Raw genomic sequence first — 15870 nt, forward strand, 5'->3', positions numbered from 1 at the left:
ACCAATAATCAGGCCAGCAGAAATTCAGCAATGTTATTTTGGAAGTCGGCATACCAAAATTCAGTAAGTCCGATTTCGGTCAAGATTGTTCGCTAATGGGCAATACTTGTAGGTAACGTGCGATGTTATCTGTACAAATCAAACTGACGGTATCCTTCTTCAGCACGCATCTTGCCCCGGTTAACGTAGTAGTTCCGATCAGTCGGGGCCGTGGTTCCGAGCCCGTCAACATACCGATTGCACAGGCAGAAGAATGCTGCAATAAGTACAGTATCATGAATTTCTTTATCGGTAGCACCGGCATTACGGGCCCGTTCAATTTGCTGAGGGGTAACTGCTTTACCGCTTCGTTGTACACTACCGGCAATACTGAGCAGGGCCTTTAATTTTTCAGGTAATGGTTTTGATTCGAAGTCTTCTTTTATTTTATCGAGTGTCTGGATATCGCATTGAAGGTAATGCTGGGCAATGGCGCCATGGGCATTCTGGCAGAAGAAGCAGTCGTTAAGATAAGATACATAAGTAGCGATGAGTTCGCGGTCGCCACGCGACAGGGTGTTGTCATCCCGAAGAAGTATTTCGGCAAGTTCATTGAGATGGGTTGCCGTTTCGGGTCTGAAGGCCATTAATCCGCGTATTCCGGGCAGGTCGTCTTGTATGGTTATATACGCCATGATAAATTAAGTATCAATAAGATTTTTTTCGCGTGCAAATAATATGGAAATAAATCCAACCAGAAAGATAAATGAAAAGATGAATAAAGCATTCCCGTAACCGCCCAGAAAGTCCACCATCCAGCCAACGAAAAAGACAGCTGCTGCAGTAAAGGTGCGCCCGATGTTGAAACAAAAACCGGTTGCTGAAGAGCGTACCCGGGTTGGAAACAATTCGGGGATGTAAACATTTAATATACCCTGGCTCATGCCGAAGAAGAAGGCAATTCCGGCCATTTCAAGGTAACTGTAAATGGTTAGGCTTGGGTTGAGTTTAAACAAAATGAAACTAAAGGCAAACACGGCCGCATAGCACAGAAGCAAAGCGCGCTTGATGCCGAGGAAGTTACTTACCCACCCGGATACAAATCCGCCCACCAAACCCCCGGTTGCAAACAGCATCATGCTAAGGCCGCGCTCTTTTTGACCATCAGAATTGTGAACAAGCGTTTGAACCCACGTGGGCAGCCACGAGAAGATGGCCCATAATCCGATGAGCATGGAACCGTAGATAATGCACCCGATGATCAGGTCGGACACGAGTGAAGGATGAAAGAACGCAATGGTATCTGATTGTTGTTCAGGCAACCGGGCTTTCCACCGGGCCGATTCCTCAAGGTAGAAATGCGAGAGCATACCCAGCGCCAACGGTGCTATGCCAATCAGGAACCCCGTACGCCAGTTGCTAATGAAATAGGTAATCAATCCGGCTGCGAAAATTCCTATAGGAATTGTGGTGGATAAAATTCCAAGAACAACATTTCTGGATTTGTCCGGCCACTCCTCGGCAACAAGTATGGTGGTGGTAACCAATATTCCGCCAACGCCTACTCCCGTAAGGAAGCGAAGTGCTGCCACAAGTTGCCAACTCTCAGCAAAGGCGGTAAGGAAGGTAAAGACACCAATGAACACAATTGAAAGCTGTACTCCGGGTTTTCTGCCCATCCGGTCGCTGAAGAATCCAAGGAGCAGGCCTCCGGCCATCATACCGAACAAATACAAGGAGTTTATTATTGCACTGGCTTTATCGATGAGTTGCGGTGCTGTTGCCGGTAACAGTTCAGTCAAGGTAATTGGTAAGTATGATGACATCAGTGTAGCGCTGATCCCGCCAAGCACACCCGAAAGAAAACAAATCGAGTACATACTGTATAAGTAGGCAGAAGTACGCGGATTGGAAGGTATGGCCGTTTGCACGGATTACTTTTTTTTCAAATGATCATAACCTTGGGGAGGGCGATAGTACCCCCTGGTTTTCAGTCGTTCGGCCATTTCAGCATAATAGTGTGAGTCAGTAGGGGCAATCGTATTTAAGCCGTCAACGTAGCGGTTGTACAAACAAAACAAAGCAGCTATCAGTACGGTATCATGAATTTCAATATCAGTAGCGCCAAATTTTTTTGCCTGCTCAATAGCTTCGGGCGTAACGCTTTTGCCGCTTTCCTGCACCTGCGATGCAATGGTCAGTAGGGCCTTCATTTTGTTGCTGATGGGTGCCGTACGGTAATCTTGTTTGATTTTGGAGGTAGTTTCATACTCACCCAGAAATGCATCGGCAGCGGCCGTATGCGAGGTGGCACAGTAAACACATTTGTTTTTGTGCGAGACGAGGGCAGCAATCCACTCGCGTTCGGCTTCCGATAAGGTTGAAGGGCCCCGCAATAATAATTGTGTCAGCGCGCGCAGGGGCTCAGCGGTTTGGCGGTTAAACTCAAGCAGGCCGGTAACACCCGGCAGGTGTTCTTCCAATGAAATGTATGGCATCTTTATTCTTTGTCAAGCCAAATTAAGAATTCTATCGAATCCTTCAAGGTGAGATCAAACAAAGTATAAGCAGCCAATGCAATCGGCCAAGCGGCAGAGATTACCGTTGATTCATCAGGTATTTTTTCGGTGTTATCCCAAACTTCTTTTTAAAGGCTGCGATAAAATGACTGGGGTTGGCATACCCAATCTGGTAGGCTACCTCGTTTACATGCAGCCGCCCTTTATCCAGCAGCACCCGGGCCTGGTCAAGTTTGTGGTCCAGTAAGTACCCGTAAACCGTGTTTCCGTATATCTGTTTAAAGCCGGTTTTAAGCTGGTACTCATTTAGGCCGCACAGTTTGGCCAGTTGGCGGATGGCGGGCGGATGTTCGAGGTGTTTAAGTAAATGTTCTTTGGCGATTTTAATTTTTCGAACCACTTCATCATCTTTTAAAAACGGGCAGCTCTCCGTATCCGGAGCTTTAAGCGCAAAGTAAAGGCTGAGTATTTCCAACACTTTACCCTGATAAAAAAGCAGGCGGGCATGATCATTCAGTTGAACGGTGAACAACTGATTGAGCACCACCAGCAGCGAGGGGGCAACCTCTTTCTCATCATAAAACTTGCGGTTAATGTTTTCCGGGGTGAGAAAGGGCAATGGCTCATGTATGAATAATGCATGCAGATGCTCCAGGGTAATCGATAACCAAACCAGACTGGTCTTGCCGGCAAGTTTAAGCGTATGCGGTAAGTCAGTTTCCGGGTTGTAAAACAAAAAGTTCTTCCTCAGGCCAAGTTCACGGCTGTAGTGCGGTCCAAACTCCAGCACGGCTTGCCCTTCGAGGCAGAAATAAAAATGTACCACCCGCTTTGCAAATGTTGAGGGTAACTCAACCTGTCCGGCCGGATTTACCAGCGTGCTTAACCGGGTGCTGGCATCCTCAACAAGTGATTTCCATATCGGGGTATTTTCTGTTTTCAAATTAAGCTCTTTCTTCCTCCTGCCTGGCGCAAAAGTATCCAATTATAGCTAATCATAATAGCCTAAAATGACTGATTTTGGATATAGAATACCCTTATCAGGAGCCGGCACAAACTGATTTTTATCAGGTGGTATAATTGCTCCGTTTACGGGTATTTTTAAATCAGGTATGATTGAATATTTGCGCCCTGTTAATTATGGAAAAAGGGGTTTTGCCGGTATTGCTGATGCTTTTATGCACAGGTGTTTTTAGTCAGGACAGCCTGAAGACTACCCAACTTGAAGAAGTAGTTGTTACCGGGCAGTTTGAGCCGCAATCGGCTCGTAAGTCGGTTTACCAGGTACGAACCATACCCATGGAAATGCTGGAGGCACGCGGGGCCGTGCGCCTGCAGGATGTACTCAACACCGAACTTAATATTCGTTTCAGCCAGGACATGGCCCTGGGAGGCTCCAACCTTACCATGCAGGGGCTGTCGGGCCAGAATGTGAAAGTGCTGATTGACGGTGTGCCCCTGGTGGGTCGTCAGGGTACATCAAACGAGATCAACATTAACCAGATTAATGTTAACGCCATTGAGCGCATTGAAATCATAGAAGGGCCCATGTCGGTGGTGTATGGAGCCGATGCACTGGCCGGTGTTATCAACATTATCACCAAAAAATCAGTTGATAAAAAACTAGAAGCCTCGCTTAAACTGCATGAGGAAAGTGTTGGTACTGAATATGGTGTGGGTGCAGGCATCCACAACCAGGCATTAGGCATTGGTTATTCTTCCGGGCATTTCCGTTACCGGGCCGACTTTAATCACAACTATTTTGGGGGTTGGCAGGGTAGTGCGGCCGGGCGTGATAAGCAGTGGCACCCGAAGAAACAGTTCATGGCGGCAGGGCTTGCCGGCTTTGAACGCGGGTCAACCAATGTGTATTACCGGCTGGATTATCTTTTCGAAGACATTTATAATCCGGGTGTATTTCAGGGTGGTGAGGCGCTCGACCAACACTACTACACCAACCGGCTGATGCACCAGCTTCAGGGTGGGTACTCTCTTTCTCCTAAGTTGCAGGGCAACACTGCATTTTCATTTACCGGTTATCAGCGTGAAACACAATCCACTATTGTAAATGAGACCACAGGCCAACGCTTCCTGGCCACCGGTGCAGGCCTGCAGGATGAAACTACCTTTGATGGATTGACGCTTCGCAGCACGTTGCAGTATAGGGTTAATGAAAAACTTTCGGTACAGCCGGGTATTGATTTCAATTTCGAATCAGGAAGTGGCGGAAGGATTAAGGAAGGCACCCAACACATTGGCGACTATGCTTTGTTTGCTTCGGCCGAATGGCGTATCCATCCCGCCATTCAGATACGACCGGGCCTTCGCCTGGTTTACAATACAGTCTATGCCGCTCCTCCTGTTATTCCGTCATTAAATACCCGAATAACCATTAACCCGAAGCAGGATCTTCGGCTGTCGTACGGGCGCGGGTTCCGCGCGCCTTCGCTACGCGAACTATACTTTGATTTTTTTGACGCCAGCCATGCCATCGAAGGAAACACCGACCTGAAAGCTGAATTATCGCACAGCATTTCGGGTTCGTGGAACTTCCGGTTTTCGGAAAAAAATGGCTTAGTCATTACGGCAACGGTGGGCGGGTTTTACAACACTATCGAAAATATGATTGGCTACGGGCAGAAACCCGGCAACAACCTGGTTACTACCTACCTGAACGTTGAACGCTATAAAACCACTGGTATAACGGTGGGCTCCACAATAAAGCACAAGGCGGTGGAGGCAGCCGGTGGGCTTGGATACACCGGCCGCTACAATCAGCTCAGCGAAAGTTTTGAACAAGTAAATGGTTTTGCCTGGTCACCGGAAGCCACGGCATCGGTAACCTACCGGTTTATCCGGGCAGGTCTTGATGTTTTCCTGAATTACAAGTTCACCGGCAAAACACCGTTCTACGAAATCGTAACCGAAAATGGTAATCAGGTGCCGCGCCTGGCCGAGCAGGATGCCTTTTCGTGGGCCGATTTGAGCGCAGTAAAGCAACTTGGAAAACACATTTCATTTACTACGGGCATCCGTAACCTGTTTGATGTAACCGCGGTGAACAATACCTCGGTTGCTTCGGGCGTGCACAGCGGAGGCGGTACACGGCCAATCGGTTACGGGCGCTCATACTTTTTTTCAATCAATTATTCACTAACCAAATAAACAAATATGAGGATGCATATAAAGATTGGTCTGTTACTGAGTATAGTTGGTAGTTTACTGTTGCTGGGTTCCTGCAAGGAAGATCCGGAGTTGCCTGATAACCTGGTTGAATTTGAGTCAACCACATTGGGTGTGGCTGATGATGAGAACGAATTAAACATTATTATAAAACTTTCTCGCGAAGCCACTGCAGCAACCCAGGTTGCTGTTCAGGTTACGCCAACGGGTGTTACTTACGGTGTTGATTTTACTACCGAACCGGCCGCAGTAGCAGGTACCATTACGTTACCGGTGGATAAGGGAGCTGTTTCTGTTTCTTTCACCCTTGTTAAAGAAACCGGTATTTTGTTTGATGGCGATGAACAGATAGTGTTTACAGTTACCCCGGCCGATGCTTCGCTGGTTGCCGGAAGTAAAGCACAATTAACTGTTACTTTTTCGGAGTTGATAGCCCTCTCGGGCGAAATGGAAATAAACGGAGGAGGTGCACTCTATCCAAACAAAGTGTTTATTGATTTAAGCGCCAACCGGCAAACTGCCGTGCAGCGCACTGCCTGGGATTTCGGATTCAGTTCCGGCAGCGAGTTTCGGGTTATTCTTAACTCTTCGAATGGCATGATGGCCCGTGCACTTGATAAAACAGATATGAATGCGGTTACAGCTGCCGATACGGCTGGTTTTGGTGCGCAACTCTCGCTGGCTGCCGTATTTGCGGCCATCAATACCACGCCCATACCCGGTTGGGTGCCCGAAGCGATTAACTGGATTGACGATCCTGCCGGTGATTTGACTAAAACAGCTATAGCGGCCGTTTCCTCAACGCTTTCGGAAAATAAAGTTTATATCGTTAACATGGGTACAGGACCCGGCACGCCTGCTCCGCAACTGGGCTGGAAGAAAATCCGGATCATTCGTAATGGAAATGGATACACGCTGCAGCATGCGAATATCGGTGCTACTTCGTTTTCGGAAATTCAAATTACCAAAAATTCGGCCTATGCTTTCCAATATGTCAGTTTAACAACAGGCGAAGTACTTGTGGAGCCATTTGTTGGCCGGTGGGATATTGCATGGACAGGCTTTACCAACTCAACCAACTTCGGTTCGGGACTGGTGCCTTACTATTTCCAGGATGTGATTTTGCAAAATATGACGGGCGTTGCCGTTGTGCAGGTATTAACCAGCACGAAATCATATGAAGCATTTGCAGAAGCCGATTTAACAGGCTTGGATTTCTCCAGCCAAAATCAATTGAAAATCGGAACAAGCTGGCGTACGGGCGGTGGCCCGTCAGGGCCGCCTTCAATCCGCAATGATCGATTCTATATCGTTCGTGATGCATCCGATAACTACTACAAACTGCGCTTTACTTCGCTCACAACCAGCGGTGAACGCGGAAGGCCCCGGTTTGAATTTGCCCTGGTGAAAAAGGGCGTGTAACTGATGTTTTAGGGGAGTTGCTTCGAAGGAGGTAACTCCTTTATTGTGTATACAAGGTGATTGAGCTAATTCATAAGGTTCCGATTCTGACAACGATAATTTCGTTGGGATTCTTTATTGTGCTGCGTAAGCATTGGATAGCGAAGAACTGTCCTCCTTACCTTTTCTGGTGGATGACAGGCGTATTGTGTTATGGCCTGGGTACCTTAACCGAAAGCCTGGTAAGTATTTTCGGTTGGAGCGAAGTCGTTTTTAAGGCATGGTATATTTTAGGTGCCCTGTTCGGAGGGTTTCCATTGGCACAGGGTTCGGTGTACCTTATGGTTAACAAGTTTGTTGCGGATGTTATGTTGCGAATAGTTTTAATCATAATCATGATTGCCACCATCATGGTTATCCTTTCTCCTATAAACTACGGATTGGTTGAGCCCACCCGGCTAACGGGCAGCGTGTTGGAATGGAAAACGGTGCGGCTGATAACCCCGTTTGTAAATTTGTACGCCTTTGTTTTTCTGGTTGGCGGTGCGGCATATTCGGCATACCGGTACAGTAAAAACCCCGAATTCATAAAGCGCTTTTGGGGAAATGTTTTTATTGCCACGGGCGGCTTACTTCCCGGTATTGGCGGATCGTTCACTAAGTTTGGCTATACCGAAGTGTTGTATGTTACTGAACTGATAGGAATACTCTTTATATACGTAGGTTACCGGACCATTCGCGCTGACCGGACCCTGTCAGTATTCAAGGTTCAGCTCAATTCATGAAGAATCAGTGCAATAACCGGTAGCAGAAACCCGGCCGCCATAAACCATTTGCCTCGTCCGGTTACGCCATTTTTACCTTTAAGTACAAACAGCCCGGTTATACTGATGATGATTAAAAAGCCGCCAAAGATATCGGATACCCATTTCCACCCTTTCAGGCTGTTGCGGTGTAACACGTTCGATTGATAAAAAACGGGCCTGCGTTTTATTTTTTCATACAAGCCTTCCCCAGTCTCAAGGTCGATAAATAGCGAAGCATTGTCGTAATAAATCTTTACACGGTTTTTGGCCGGGATGTCGTACACTTTAAACTGTTCTTCACCGGCCAGCTTACTGAATGCAACAATTAAATCAGCGGAAAGCTGGTGGGTTGCATAACCGGGCGGCACACGAACTTCTTTCTTTTCGATGATAAAATCCGGATTCCATTCGTCTACATGGTTTAGTGCAATTCCTGATAAGGAATAAATGATGATAAGCGATGAGAAGAAATATCCCGCATCGCGGTGGGTGATGATGTTCAGCCGCCTGATTTTTCCGGAAAGTTTTTTACTCATGGCAACTGTGCCAGGCTGTTGTTTACAAGGTTGTCGGCATGTTCGCGCGAAATGCGAATAACCCACTGCTCAATGTTTTTATCGGGTAGTATAGAATCGGCTATATAAGCCACATCTTTTTGGCGATTACCGGTTTTGGCAATACCATCGCCAATTATCTTAACCTGGAACATCTCATCGTGTGCCACCAGTACGGGCACCACCAGCGCTTTTTCTTTTTGCTTAAACACACGCTTAATAGCAACCGTGGTAGAATCCGGGTTATAATGGGCAACATGGCCGCACCAGCCGAAGGAGTAGGCATCAATGGCTGAATGTTGTTTTACGTAAGTGCCCACATCATGCAACAGGGCCGACCATTCCTTCATGTAGGTGGCATCGCCATAGGCAATCATTACTAGGCCTTCTTTGCCCGGCTCTTTCGAAAGCTGGGATGCCCTGTGCAGGATGTTTTCTTTAAGCAGGCCCGAAAAATCAAGCAGGGGTGTGATGTGCGTTGCAGCTTTGGGTGTGTACCGCTCAATCTTTTCAATCTTCAACGTTTCAAGCGATTGCGGGTCTTCTTTTTTGCCGATGATGGTGGGGATATCATCAAATGAATGGGAACTGACCGTTAAGAAAATCGGTACAATGATCACATCCGTATATCCTTCAGCATCAAATTCTTTAAGGCGGGTGGCAATGGAGGGTTCGTTGTACTCCATAAATGCTGTTTTGGTGCCCTGAATTTTTCCGTACCCTACCAGCGAGTCTTTAACATTGTCTTCCAGGTTAAGTAAAGCCTGCCGCCATGTAGCCGAGCGGGAGCCGTGGTTTACCAATAGCACCCCGATTTTTTTTGAGTTGGCGGGCTCACCTGTCCGGAGGGTCTCTCCGGAACTTGAACTGCATGCCAGTTGGGCCACTAATCCGGCCATGACGATGAGAATGAATGCGAAGCGTTTCATTGTAATTTGCTGTTTCCGGCAACAAAAATGAGCCATTAGGCATGTTTTTGCAAGGTTTATTTAGAATAATTCTAAATAATCTGATTTACAGTCTTTTACTGCCTTGCCTTTAAAACTTTCCGAAAAAGCTGTTGATATCGAAGTAGGCTTTTTTGGTGTCTCCGGAGGGTGTAACGAAAGTCAGTTCATCGTAATGTTTACCACCTCGTTTAAGCAGGGCTTGCCCGATTACCCTTGAATTCGGATAGTGCTCCTGTACCCATTGGTATTCTTCCCGGATTGATTTTACAACCACCGCTTTTTCAATGCTTGAACCGTCCCGGATGGTTGAGGTGGTTGTGTGTGTTGACGAGCACCCGGCCCAGGCTGTAAACAGCACGATTAAAAAGAATGGAGCAAGATGGTCAGGTTTCATAACGAAGAATTTTAGTTAAGATAAATAAAAGCAGGGCAGTGGTATCTGCCCTGCGGTAAGAAATTACTTTTCCTTACCCATTTTAATTAACCGCTCCACATCGTTGTTTACCGATAGAATCAGCAAACAGGTTGCCGTGCAGAACACCGGGCTGGTAATACAGTGGTGGCCGTTCCAGCTTCCATCGTTGTTTTGGATCTTGATTAATCGGCCGCTCATATTCTCATACCAGTTCTTCCAGCTTTGGTCTTTGCCGATGATCATGCCTTCACCGGTTTGCAGGTAACTTAAAAACTCCTCGCCACCATTATTACCGAAGCCATCCATCACCTCATCGCGCTGAGCGGTTTGTTTGGCCGATTGATAGACTTCGTAAGCTGTTGCATACCGCATGGCATCGTCTTTCGAAAAACCAAGCTTTTCCAGGTTCTCAGCCGAAGGTGCCGCACTCTGTGGGAGTGTTCCGTTACGTTTTGCCAACTCCATCTCTTCCTGTACCCTGCGGGCTTCTTTGGCTGAGGCTCGTGTCGATCCGGAAACGGAGTATAAAACAATACCGGCACCACGGTCGGTTTTTGATTCACCGGTCTTTGCATCGTAGTTGTTTTTCTGGAACTCGCGCGACTTCCGTAAAGCATCCGCATCAACGCTGGCGCCATTGGCCTGGGCTGCTTCCAATGCAGTTGTTGCAAAAGAAGACTGCAGCACACCTGCCCAACCATCGCCCCGCATGCTTCCGTCTTTATCCTGTGCACTCTGGATTTTTGCCACACAGGTATTCAGGTTTTTCTTTACCCGATCCTTTAACGCTTTATCGTGATTAGTATGCTCAAGAATGTTCGACAGGAATTGCGCGGTTAACACCACATCAATGTTGGCCCCGAGCTTGGTTTGGATTTGCGTGCCGGTAAGTTGTGTAATGTTGTAGCTGGCAGCCGGTGCAGTTTCAACAGCGTTGAACAAGTAGTGCAGGGCGTTGCCGAGTTGCATTGAATATTCTCCGCTGGTAAGCGTGCTACCGCTTCGCAGAAGGGCCATGGCCACCATGCTGGTGGTTGCCGGATCGGTTTGCACGGCATGCGGGTCCATAATATCCTGCCGGTAATGGCTGCCGGCACCCCAGCCTCCGTTCTGGTTTTGTGCACGGGCAATCCAGCTTAAGCCGCGTGTAATGGAAACCGCTACCCGGTCGGGAGTTAAATAAATAAAACTGGAGTCTGAACTTTCTTCTCCCATTACCGTGCGGAACACGCACCCTTTTGGAATTTCCCGTAGTGTTTTCTGCCCTGTACGGCTTTCAACACGGCTTGTAAATGCTGCCAGTATAAATACCAGGGCAGCCGTTCCCGTTATTGCAGGGATGATTAATGCCTTCTTCATATGCATTTTGTTTTGGTTTACAATGCCTGAGATGCCGGGTGCGTCAGGATTTCACACGGGTGCGGTGTGATTTTCTTGATAATTATTTAATCGGGCTAAAAAAGCCGCTGGGATTTGACTTTTTCCCTGATGTAGTTTTTAAATTCTACCGGGCTCAGAATGGTTACTTCATCGGCAAGGCCCAGTACAAAGCGGCCAACGCCTTTAAAGTTCAGTACGGGGCCGTTAAACAGGTAGGATTTGGCTTCCTCGGTTTCCTCTTTTTCCAGGTAAGGCTGTGCCAGCGGAAACTCCTCGCGCATCAGCACATACGCCCGCAAACTTAACCGGAGGGTAACCCAGGTTTCCTTTCGTCCGGTAATGCCGAAAATATCGGTGTTCGTTTTTTCATGCATTTTCTCAAACTTGTAAGGTTTGTCGAGCACCACCACTTCGCCTATGCGTTCAAGTTTAAAATACTTGCATTGCTTGTCTTTGGTATCCAGCGCCAGTACCGACTGAAAGCCTTCGCCAAACTGGAAGGGCTCTACCAGCCGATCGGTAATTTCCTGGCTGTTGGCCGAGTGGTAATTTTTAAGAACAACCTGCCTTTTGTTCTCAACCGCTTCCGATAGCGTACGAAACATCTTGGCTACCCGCAACTTTAAAAACTGTTCGGGCAATTCCTTTGCTTCAGAGTGGAGTGCAAGTTTTTTTAATAAGTTTCCGCGCAGCGGATGGCCGCTGGCCCCGCTTTGAATGAGTTGACGCAGGATGCTGATTTCTTCAAGCGTAAAGCGGTCTTCGGGGTTTTCGCCTTCTTCGCGATGCACAAAATAGCGGCCGTGAAAATCCTGATCGATCATAAACCCGATTTCTTCCAACAGTTTAAAATACCGGTAAATGGTGCGGGGAGAAGCATCCAGGTGTTGGGCGAGTTGCTCAACCGTTCGGCCACCGCCTTTCAGTAAACTGATGAGTTGAAAAACACGAAGGATTTTAGCCTGGGGAATCATGCCTGCAAGCTAAAGAAATGACACAGTCTGACAAAAGCCTTACGTTCTTTTGCAAGAAAGAGGTTACCATAGCGTCTATAGGATTGGTGTAAATCCATCAATCCTATCCTCTTTTTTCCGCTGGTCAGGTGGCAGAACCGTCATTGTTTTCTGTTTGAAGGACATTAAATTCCCGCTTATCTTGAAGAAAAGTTAAATCTGCTGACTATGCGCCTTCTGACTTTATCTTTATTTCTGGTTGCTTCAATAACTTCTTTTTCACAGTCGTATGATTTGCTGATTAGAAACGGTAAAATCATCGATGGCACCGGCAATCCCTGGTTTTATGCCGATGTGGGCATTCGCGAGGGCCGCATTGTGGCTATCGGCAAGCTTGACTATCAGCAAGCAAGTAAAACAATTGATGCAACCGGCTTAATTGTTGCCCCGGGATTTATTGATGTGCATACTCACATTGAAGGCAGTGTACTGGAAGTGCCCACAGCCGGCAATTTTATTCTGGATGGTGTTACTTCCGTTGTTACCGGAAATTGTGGTGGCTCCGCTGTGGATGTAAAACGATTCTTCGATCAACTGGATAGCGTTAAAACATCCATTAATGTAGCCATGCTTATCGGGCACAACAGCGTGCGCAGGGCGGTACTGGGCGATGCGCAGCGCGATCCGACTCCGGCCGAGCAGGAGCAGATGCAGAAACTGGTTGAACACGGTATGCTGGATGGTGCCGTGGGTTTATCAACCGGGCTGATTTATGTGCCCGGAACATATTCAAAAACTGAGGAAGTGATTGGATTGGCAAAGGCCGCTTCCCGTTTTGGAGGCGTGTATGCTTCGCACATCCGCGATGAAGGTGATAATGTAACCGAAGCAGTTGAGGAGGCTATCAATATCGGCCGGCAGGCTAAGCTGCCTGTGCAGATTTCGCACTTTAAAGTTACCTACAAACCCAACTGGGGCAAATCGGTTTCAACGATTGCGCAGGTTGAAAAGGCCCGGCTGGAAGGTATAGAGGTAACCGTTGATCAGTACCCGTATGTAGCCAGCAGTACAACTTTAAGTACCACAGTGCCAAGCTGGGTGTTTGGCGGTGGCCGCGATTCAGTGATGATTCGACTTAATGATCCTAAAACCCGCCAACGTATCAAACAGGAAATGGCCGATATGCTGAAGAAAAAACAACTGAAAAATTACAGCTATGCCGTTGTGGCCCGCTATGCACCCGATAGTACGTATAACGGAAAGAGTATAACAGAGATAAATAAACTACGAGGCCGCAAAACAAAACCACTGGAAGAGGCCGAAACCATTCTTGAGTTGATTGCCTCTACCGAGCGGGTGCAGATGGTTTATTTCAGTATGAATGAGGGCGACCTTCGCAGGATACTGCAATACCCCTATAACATGTTTGCTTCCGATGCCGGTATAAACAAGTACGGAGCAGGCATGCCGCACCCCCGGGCCTATGGCACCAATGCGCGGGTATTAGGAACGTATGTGCGCGAGTTGAAACTCATCCGCCTGGAGGAAGCCATCCGCAGGATGACTTCCTTGCCGGCAACCAAATTCAATTTGCGTGATCGCGGCCTGCTGCGTGAAGGCATGGCAGCCGATATTGTAGTGTTTGATGAGAAGGCCGTTGGCGATCGCGCTACGTTTGAACGTCCGCATGCCTATGCATCAGGTTTTTCGTACATTATTGTAAACGGGCAGGTAACGGCCGAAGCAGGAAAACATACGGGCGTACGCAACGGAGTTTCGCTGAAGCTCCAGCCGGCAGTTAAGTAACCGGTAGCATAATGCGAAAGGTTGTTCCTTCGTTTACTTTGCTTTCAACATAAATGGAACCCTGCATCGCTTCCACCTGGGTTTTAACCAGGTATAAGCCCATTCCTTTCCCATCGGCCTGCGTATGGAAACGTTCATTCAGGTTAAAGATTCTGTCCTTTAACAAATCTGAATCAAATCCAGAGCCGTTATCCGAAAATGACAGAAAAATTTTTCCGTCATCGCGCCATGAAGTTACCCGCACGATGAGCGGCCTTTGCAGTTGGCGGTATTTCAGTGCATTGCTTAACAGGTTGTAAAATATACTGTCGATGTAGGCGGGTATGGCATGGCACACCTGTTCGCGGAAACTTGTTTCAATTTCAGGTTTTACTTCTTTGAGCTTATCCCGAAGCACGAGGCAAACTTTTTCAAACCGGTCGGGCAGGTTAACCTGTTCAAACGCGTTCGAACTGTTTTTCAGTTCAATGAGTTTTACCAGGTCGTCCAGTATGGTTTCCAGTTCATGGGCGGCCTCGGAAAGTTTTCCGGTAATCTCTTTATCGGGCAGGTTAAATTTCGAAAGAATATTAACCAGGCCGGTTATCCGGGCTACGGATGAGCGCAGGTTGTGGGCAATGATGTAACTGAATTGTTCAAGTTGTGAATTTTGCCGGCCCAGTTCCAGGTTGGATTGCACCAGTTCGCGGGTGCGATGGGCCACTTCCTTCTCAAGGGATTGATTGTATTCGGTGAGCAACGCATTGTGTTGCCTTCGCTGAATATTAATCCGATAAAGCAAAAAGCTGCCTATGATGAGGAAACCTATGGCTCCGGCTGCAACCCATACCCATGTTCGTTGCTGTTGCAACCGTGCATTTTTTAGTTCGGTATCTTTTAACAAGAGTTCATTTTGCTGGGCAAGTTTTTGTGTTTCGTAATTAACTTTAAGGTTTTCAATGTATTGCAGGTTGTCTTCGCTGAAAATGCTGTCTTTATAGTGATTGGCCGTACGATAACAGTCAAGCGCCAGTTTGTAATTATTCTGTGCTTCATAAATTTGATAGAGTACCAGGTAGGCCAGCCGGGCCCGGTCGCGGTAGTGGTTTGCTTTGGCGATGTCAATGGCTATGTTGGCTGCCCGGATGGCTTTTGGGTAATTCTTTTGCCCCAGGTAAACACGTGCAAGGCCTATGTATGTCAGGGTTCTTCCAAAGGAACTAAGTTGAGGTTCGCTCAGCATGCTTGCCAGGCTGTAGTAGTAAAAAGCTTCATCGTAGCGTTCTAAATCAGTGTACACTTCACCCAGGTAGTTGTACGCATTGCCCAATCCATAATCGGCTTTGGGCTGGTTGCCCTCCAGCGCCAACGCTGCTTTAATGAAATAGATTGCGCTGTCATATTTTTTCTGTTTCCCATAATTCCTTCCGAGGAAGGTGTAGGCATTTGCCAGCTCAGGGCTGCTTTTGGATTTACCGAGAATCACTCCACGGATTAGGTAGGTGTGTGCGGCCTGGTAGTTCTCCATTGATGAACAAATGTTCCCCAGCATCAGGTAGGAATCAATCAGTTCCAGGGTATCTTTTTTTTGCTCCAGTTGCGGCAGGGTAGTAAGGGTGTACTCCAGAGCTACGGCAAAATTCCCGAGCCTCCGGTGTATGCGCCTTAATACTTTACTGGCTTTGTAAACTCCTTGTTCATCGTTTAATTGTTTCGCCAGCGCAAATGCCTTTTCGCTGTATTCCAGTGATTTTTTTACGTTCGGGCTGTAGTACAGTTCAGCCAGTTGAACGAGCAGTTCCACCCTGTTTTTTTCAGGTGTTTGAAGCAACTTTTCTTCAAGGCTGTCAATACCCTCCGGTTGTGCCAGCAGCACAGAAGCACAGTGAAGGAGTATGATGGTACCCTGTTGACGCACAATTCAAAGATATACGGATTAACCCGA

At 47.4% G+C, this 15870-nt stretch carries 14 protein-coding genes; 4 read left to right on the plus strand and 10 right to left on the minus strand.

Translation table 11 applies throughout. From position 1 onward, the window contains the following. Positions 1-125: 125 nt before the first annotated feature. The 4 genes from HRU69_09235 to HRU69_09250 all read right to left on the minus strand — a co-directional run bounded on the left by HRU69_09235 (position 126) and on the right by HRU69_09250 (position 3441). Positions 126-674 (minus strand): peroxidase-related enzyme, encoded by a 549-nt coding sequence (locus tag HRU69_09235; protein ID QOI97663.1) that lies wholly within the window; start codon positions 672-674, stop codon positions 126-128. A gap of 6 nt (positions 675-680) precedes the next feature. Beyond that, a complete protein-coding gene (locus tag HRU69_09240; GenBank protein ID QOI97664.1) occupies positions 681-1910 on the minus strand; it encodes an MFS transporter in 1230 nt (409 codons plus the stop codon). A gap of 3 nt (positions 1911-1913) precedes the next feature. Then, positions 1914-2477: a peroxidase-related enzyme gene (locus tag HRU69_09245; GenBank protein QOI97665.1), complete on the minus strand. Its 564-nt coding sequence runs from the start codon at positions 2475-2477 to the stop codon at positions 1914-1916. A 100-nt stretch (positions 2478-2577) separates the two neighbouring features. After that, positions 2578-3441: a helix-turn-helix transcriptional regulator gene (locus HRU69_09250; protein QOI97666.1), complete on the minus strand. Its 864-nt coding sequence runs from the start codon at positions 3439-3441 to the stop codon at positions 2578-2580. 197 nt (positions 3442-3638) lie between these two features. On the opposite strand from HRU69_09250, the gene HRU69_09255 reads away from it, so the two are divergent. The 3 genes from HRU69_09255 (at position 3639) to HRU69_09265 (ending at position 7867) form a co-directional block, all read left to right on the plus strand. After that, a complete protein-coding gene (locus HRU69_09255; protein ID QOI97667.1) occupies positions 3639-5663 on the plus strand; it encodes a TonB-dependent receptor in 2025 nt (674 codons plus the stop codon). Between the two features lie 12 nt (positions 5664-5675). After that, entirely contained in the window at positions 5676-7103 is a 1428-nt protein-coding gene (locus HRU69_09260; protein QOI97668.1) for a hypothetical protein, read from the plus strand. Between the two features lie 119 nt (positions 7104-7222). Next, complete coding sequence (locus HRU69_09265; GenBank protein ID QOI97669.1) at positions 7223-7867, plus strand: hypothetical protein; 645 nt, start codon at positions 7223-7225, stop codon at positions 7865-7867. On the opposite strand, the gene HRU69_09270 is transcribed toward HRU69_09265, so the two are convergent. The 5 genes from HRU69_09270 to HRU69_09290 form a co-directional block, all read right to left on the minus strand. Then, positions 7852-8424: a PepSY-associated TM helix domain-containing protein gene (locus HRU69_09270; GenBank protein QOI97670.1), complete on the minus strand. Its 573-nt coding sequence runs from the start codon at positions 8422-8424 to the stop codon at positions 7852-7854. The genes HRU69_09265 and HRU69_09270 overlap by 16 nt on opposite strands. Continuing rightward, entirely contained in the window at positions 8421-9371 is a 951-nt protein-coding gene (locus HRU69_09275) for a CbiX/SirB N-terminal domain-containing protein (protein QOI97671.1), read from the minus strand. The genes HRU69_09270 and HRU69_09275 overlap by 4 nt, the downstream gene beginning before the upstream one ends. 109 nt (positions 9372-9480) lie before the next feature. Continuing rightward, entirely contained in the window at positions 9481-9786 is a 306-nt protein-coding gene (locus tag HRU69_09280; GenBank protein ID QOI97672.1) for a hypothetical protein, read from the minus strand. A 63-nt stretch (positions 9787-9849) separates the two neighbouring features. Beyond that, positions 9850-11166: a hypothetical protein gene (locus HRU69_09285; protein ID QOI97673.1), complete on the minus strand. Its 1317-nt coding sequence runs from the start codon at positions 11164-11166 to the stop codon at positions 9850-9852. Positions 11167-11261: 95 nt separating this feature from the next. Next, positions 11262-12161, minus strand: coding sequence for a WYL domain-containing protein (locus HRU69_09290; GenBank protein ID QOI97674.1), 900 nt, complete (start codon positions 12159-12161; stop codon positions 11262-11264). 207 nt (positions 12162-12368) lie between these two features. Between HRU69_09290 and HRU69_09295 the strand changes: the two genes are divergently transcribed. Continuing rightward, positions 12369-13946: a D-aminoacylase gene (locus HRU69_09295; GenBank protein ID QOI97675.1), complete on the plus strand. Its 1578-nt coding sequence runs from the start codon at positions 12369-12371 to the stop codon at positions 13944-13946. Here the strand turns inward: HRU69_09295 and HRU69_09300 are convergent. Further along, positions 13939-15843 (minus strand): tetratricopeptide repeat protein, encoded by a 1905-nt coding sequence (locus HRU69_09300; GenBank protein ID QOI97676.1) that lies wholly within the window; start codon positions 15841-15843, stop codon positions 13939-13941. The genes HRU69_09295 and HRU69_09300 overlap by 8 nt on opposite strands. Positions 15844-15870 lie beyond the last annotated feature (27 nt).

The sequence above is a fragment of the Flammeovirgaceae bacterium genome, assembly GCA_015180985.1.
Lineage (GTDB): Bacteria > Bacteroidota > Bacteroidia > Cytophagales > Cyclobacteriaceae > UBA2336.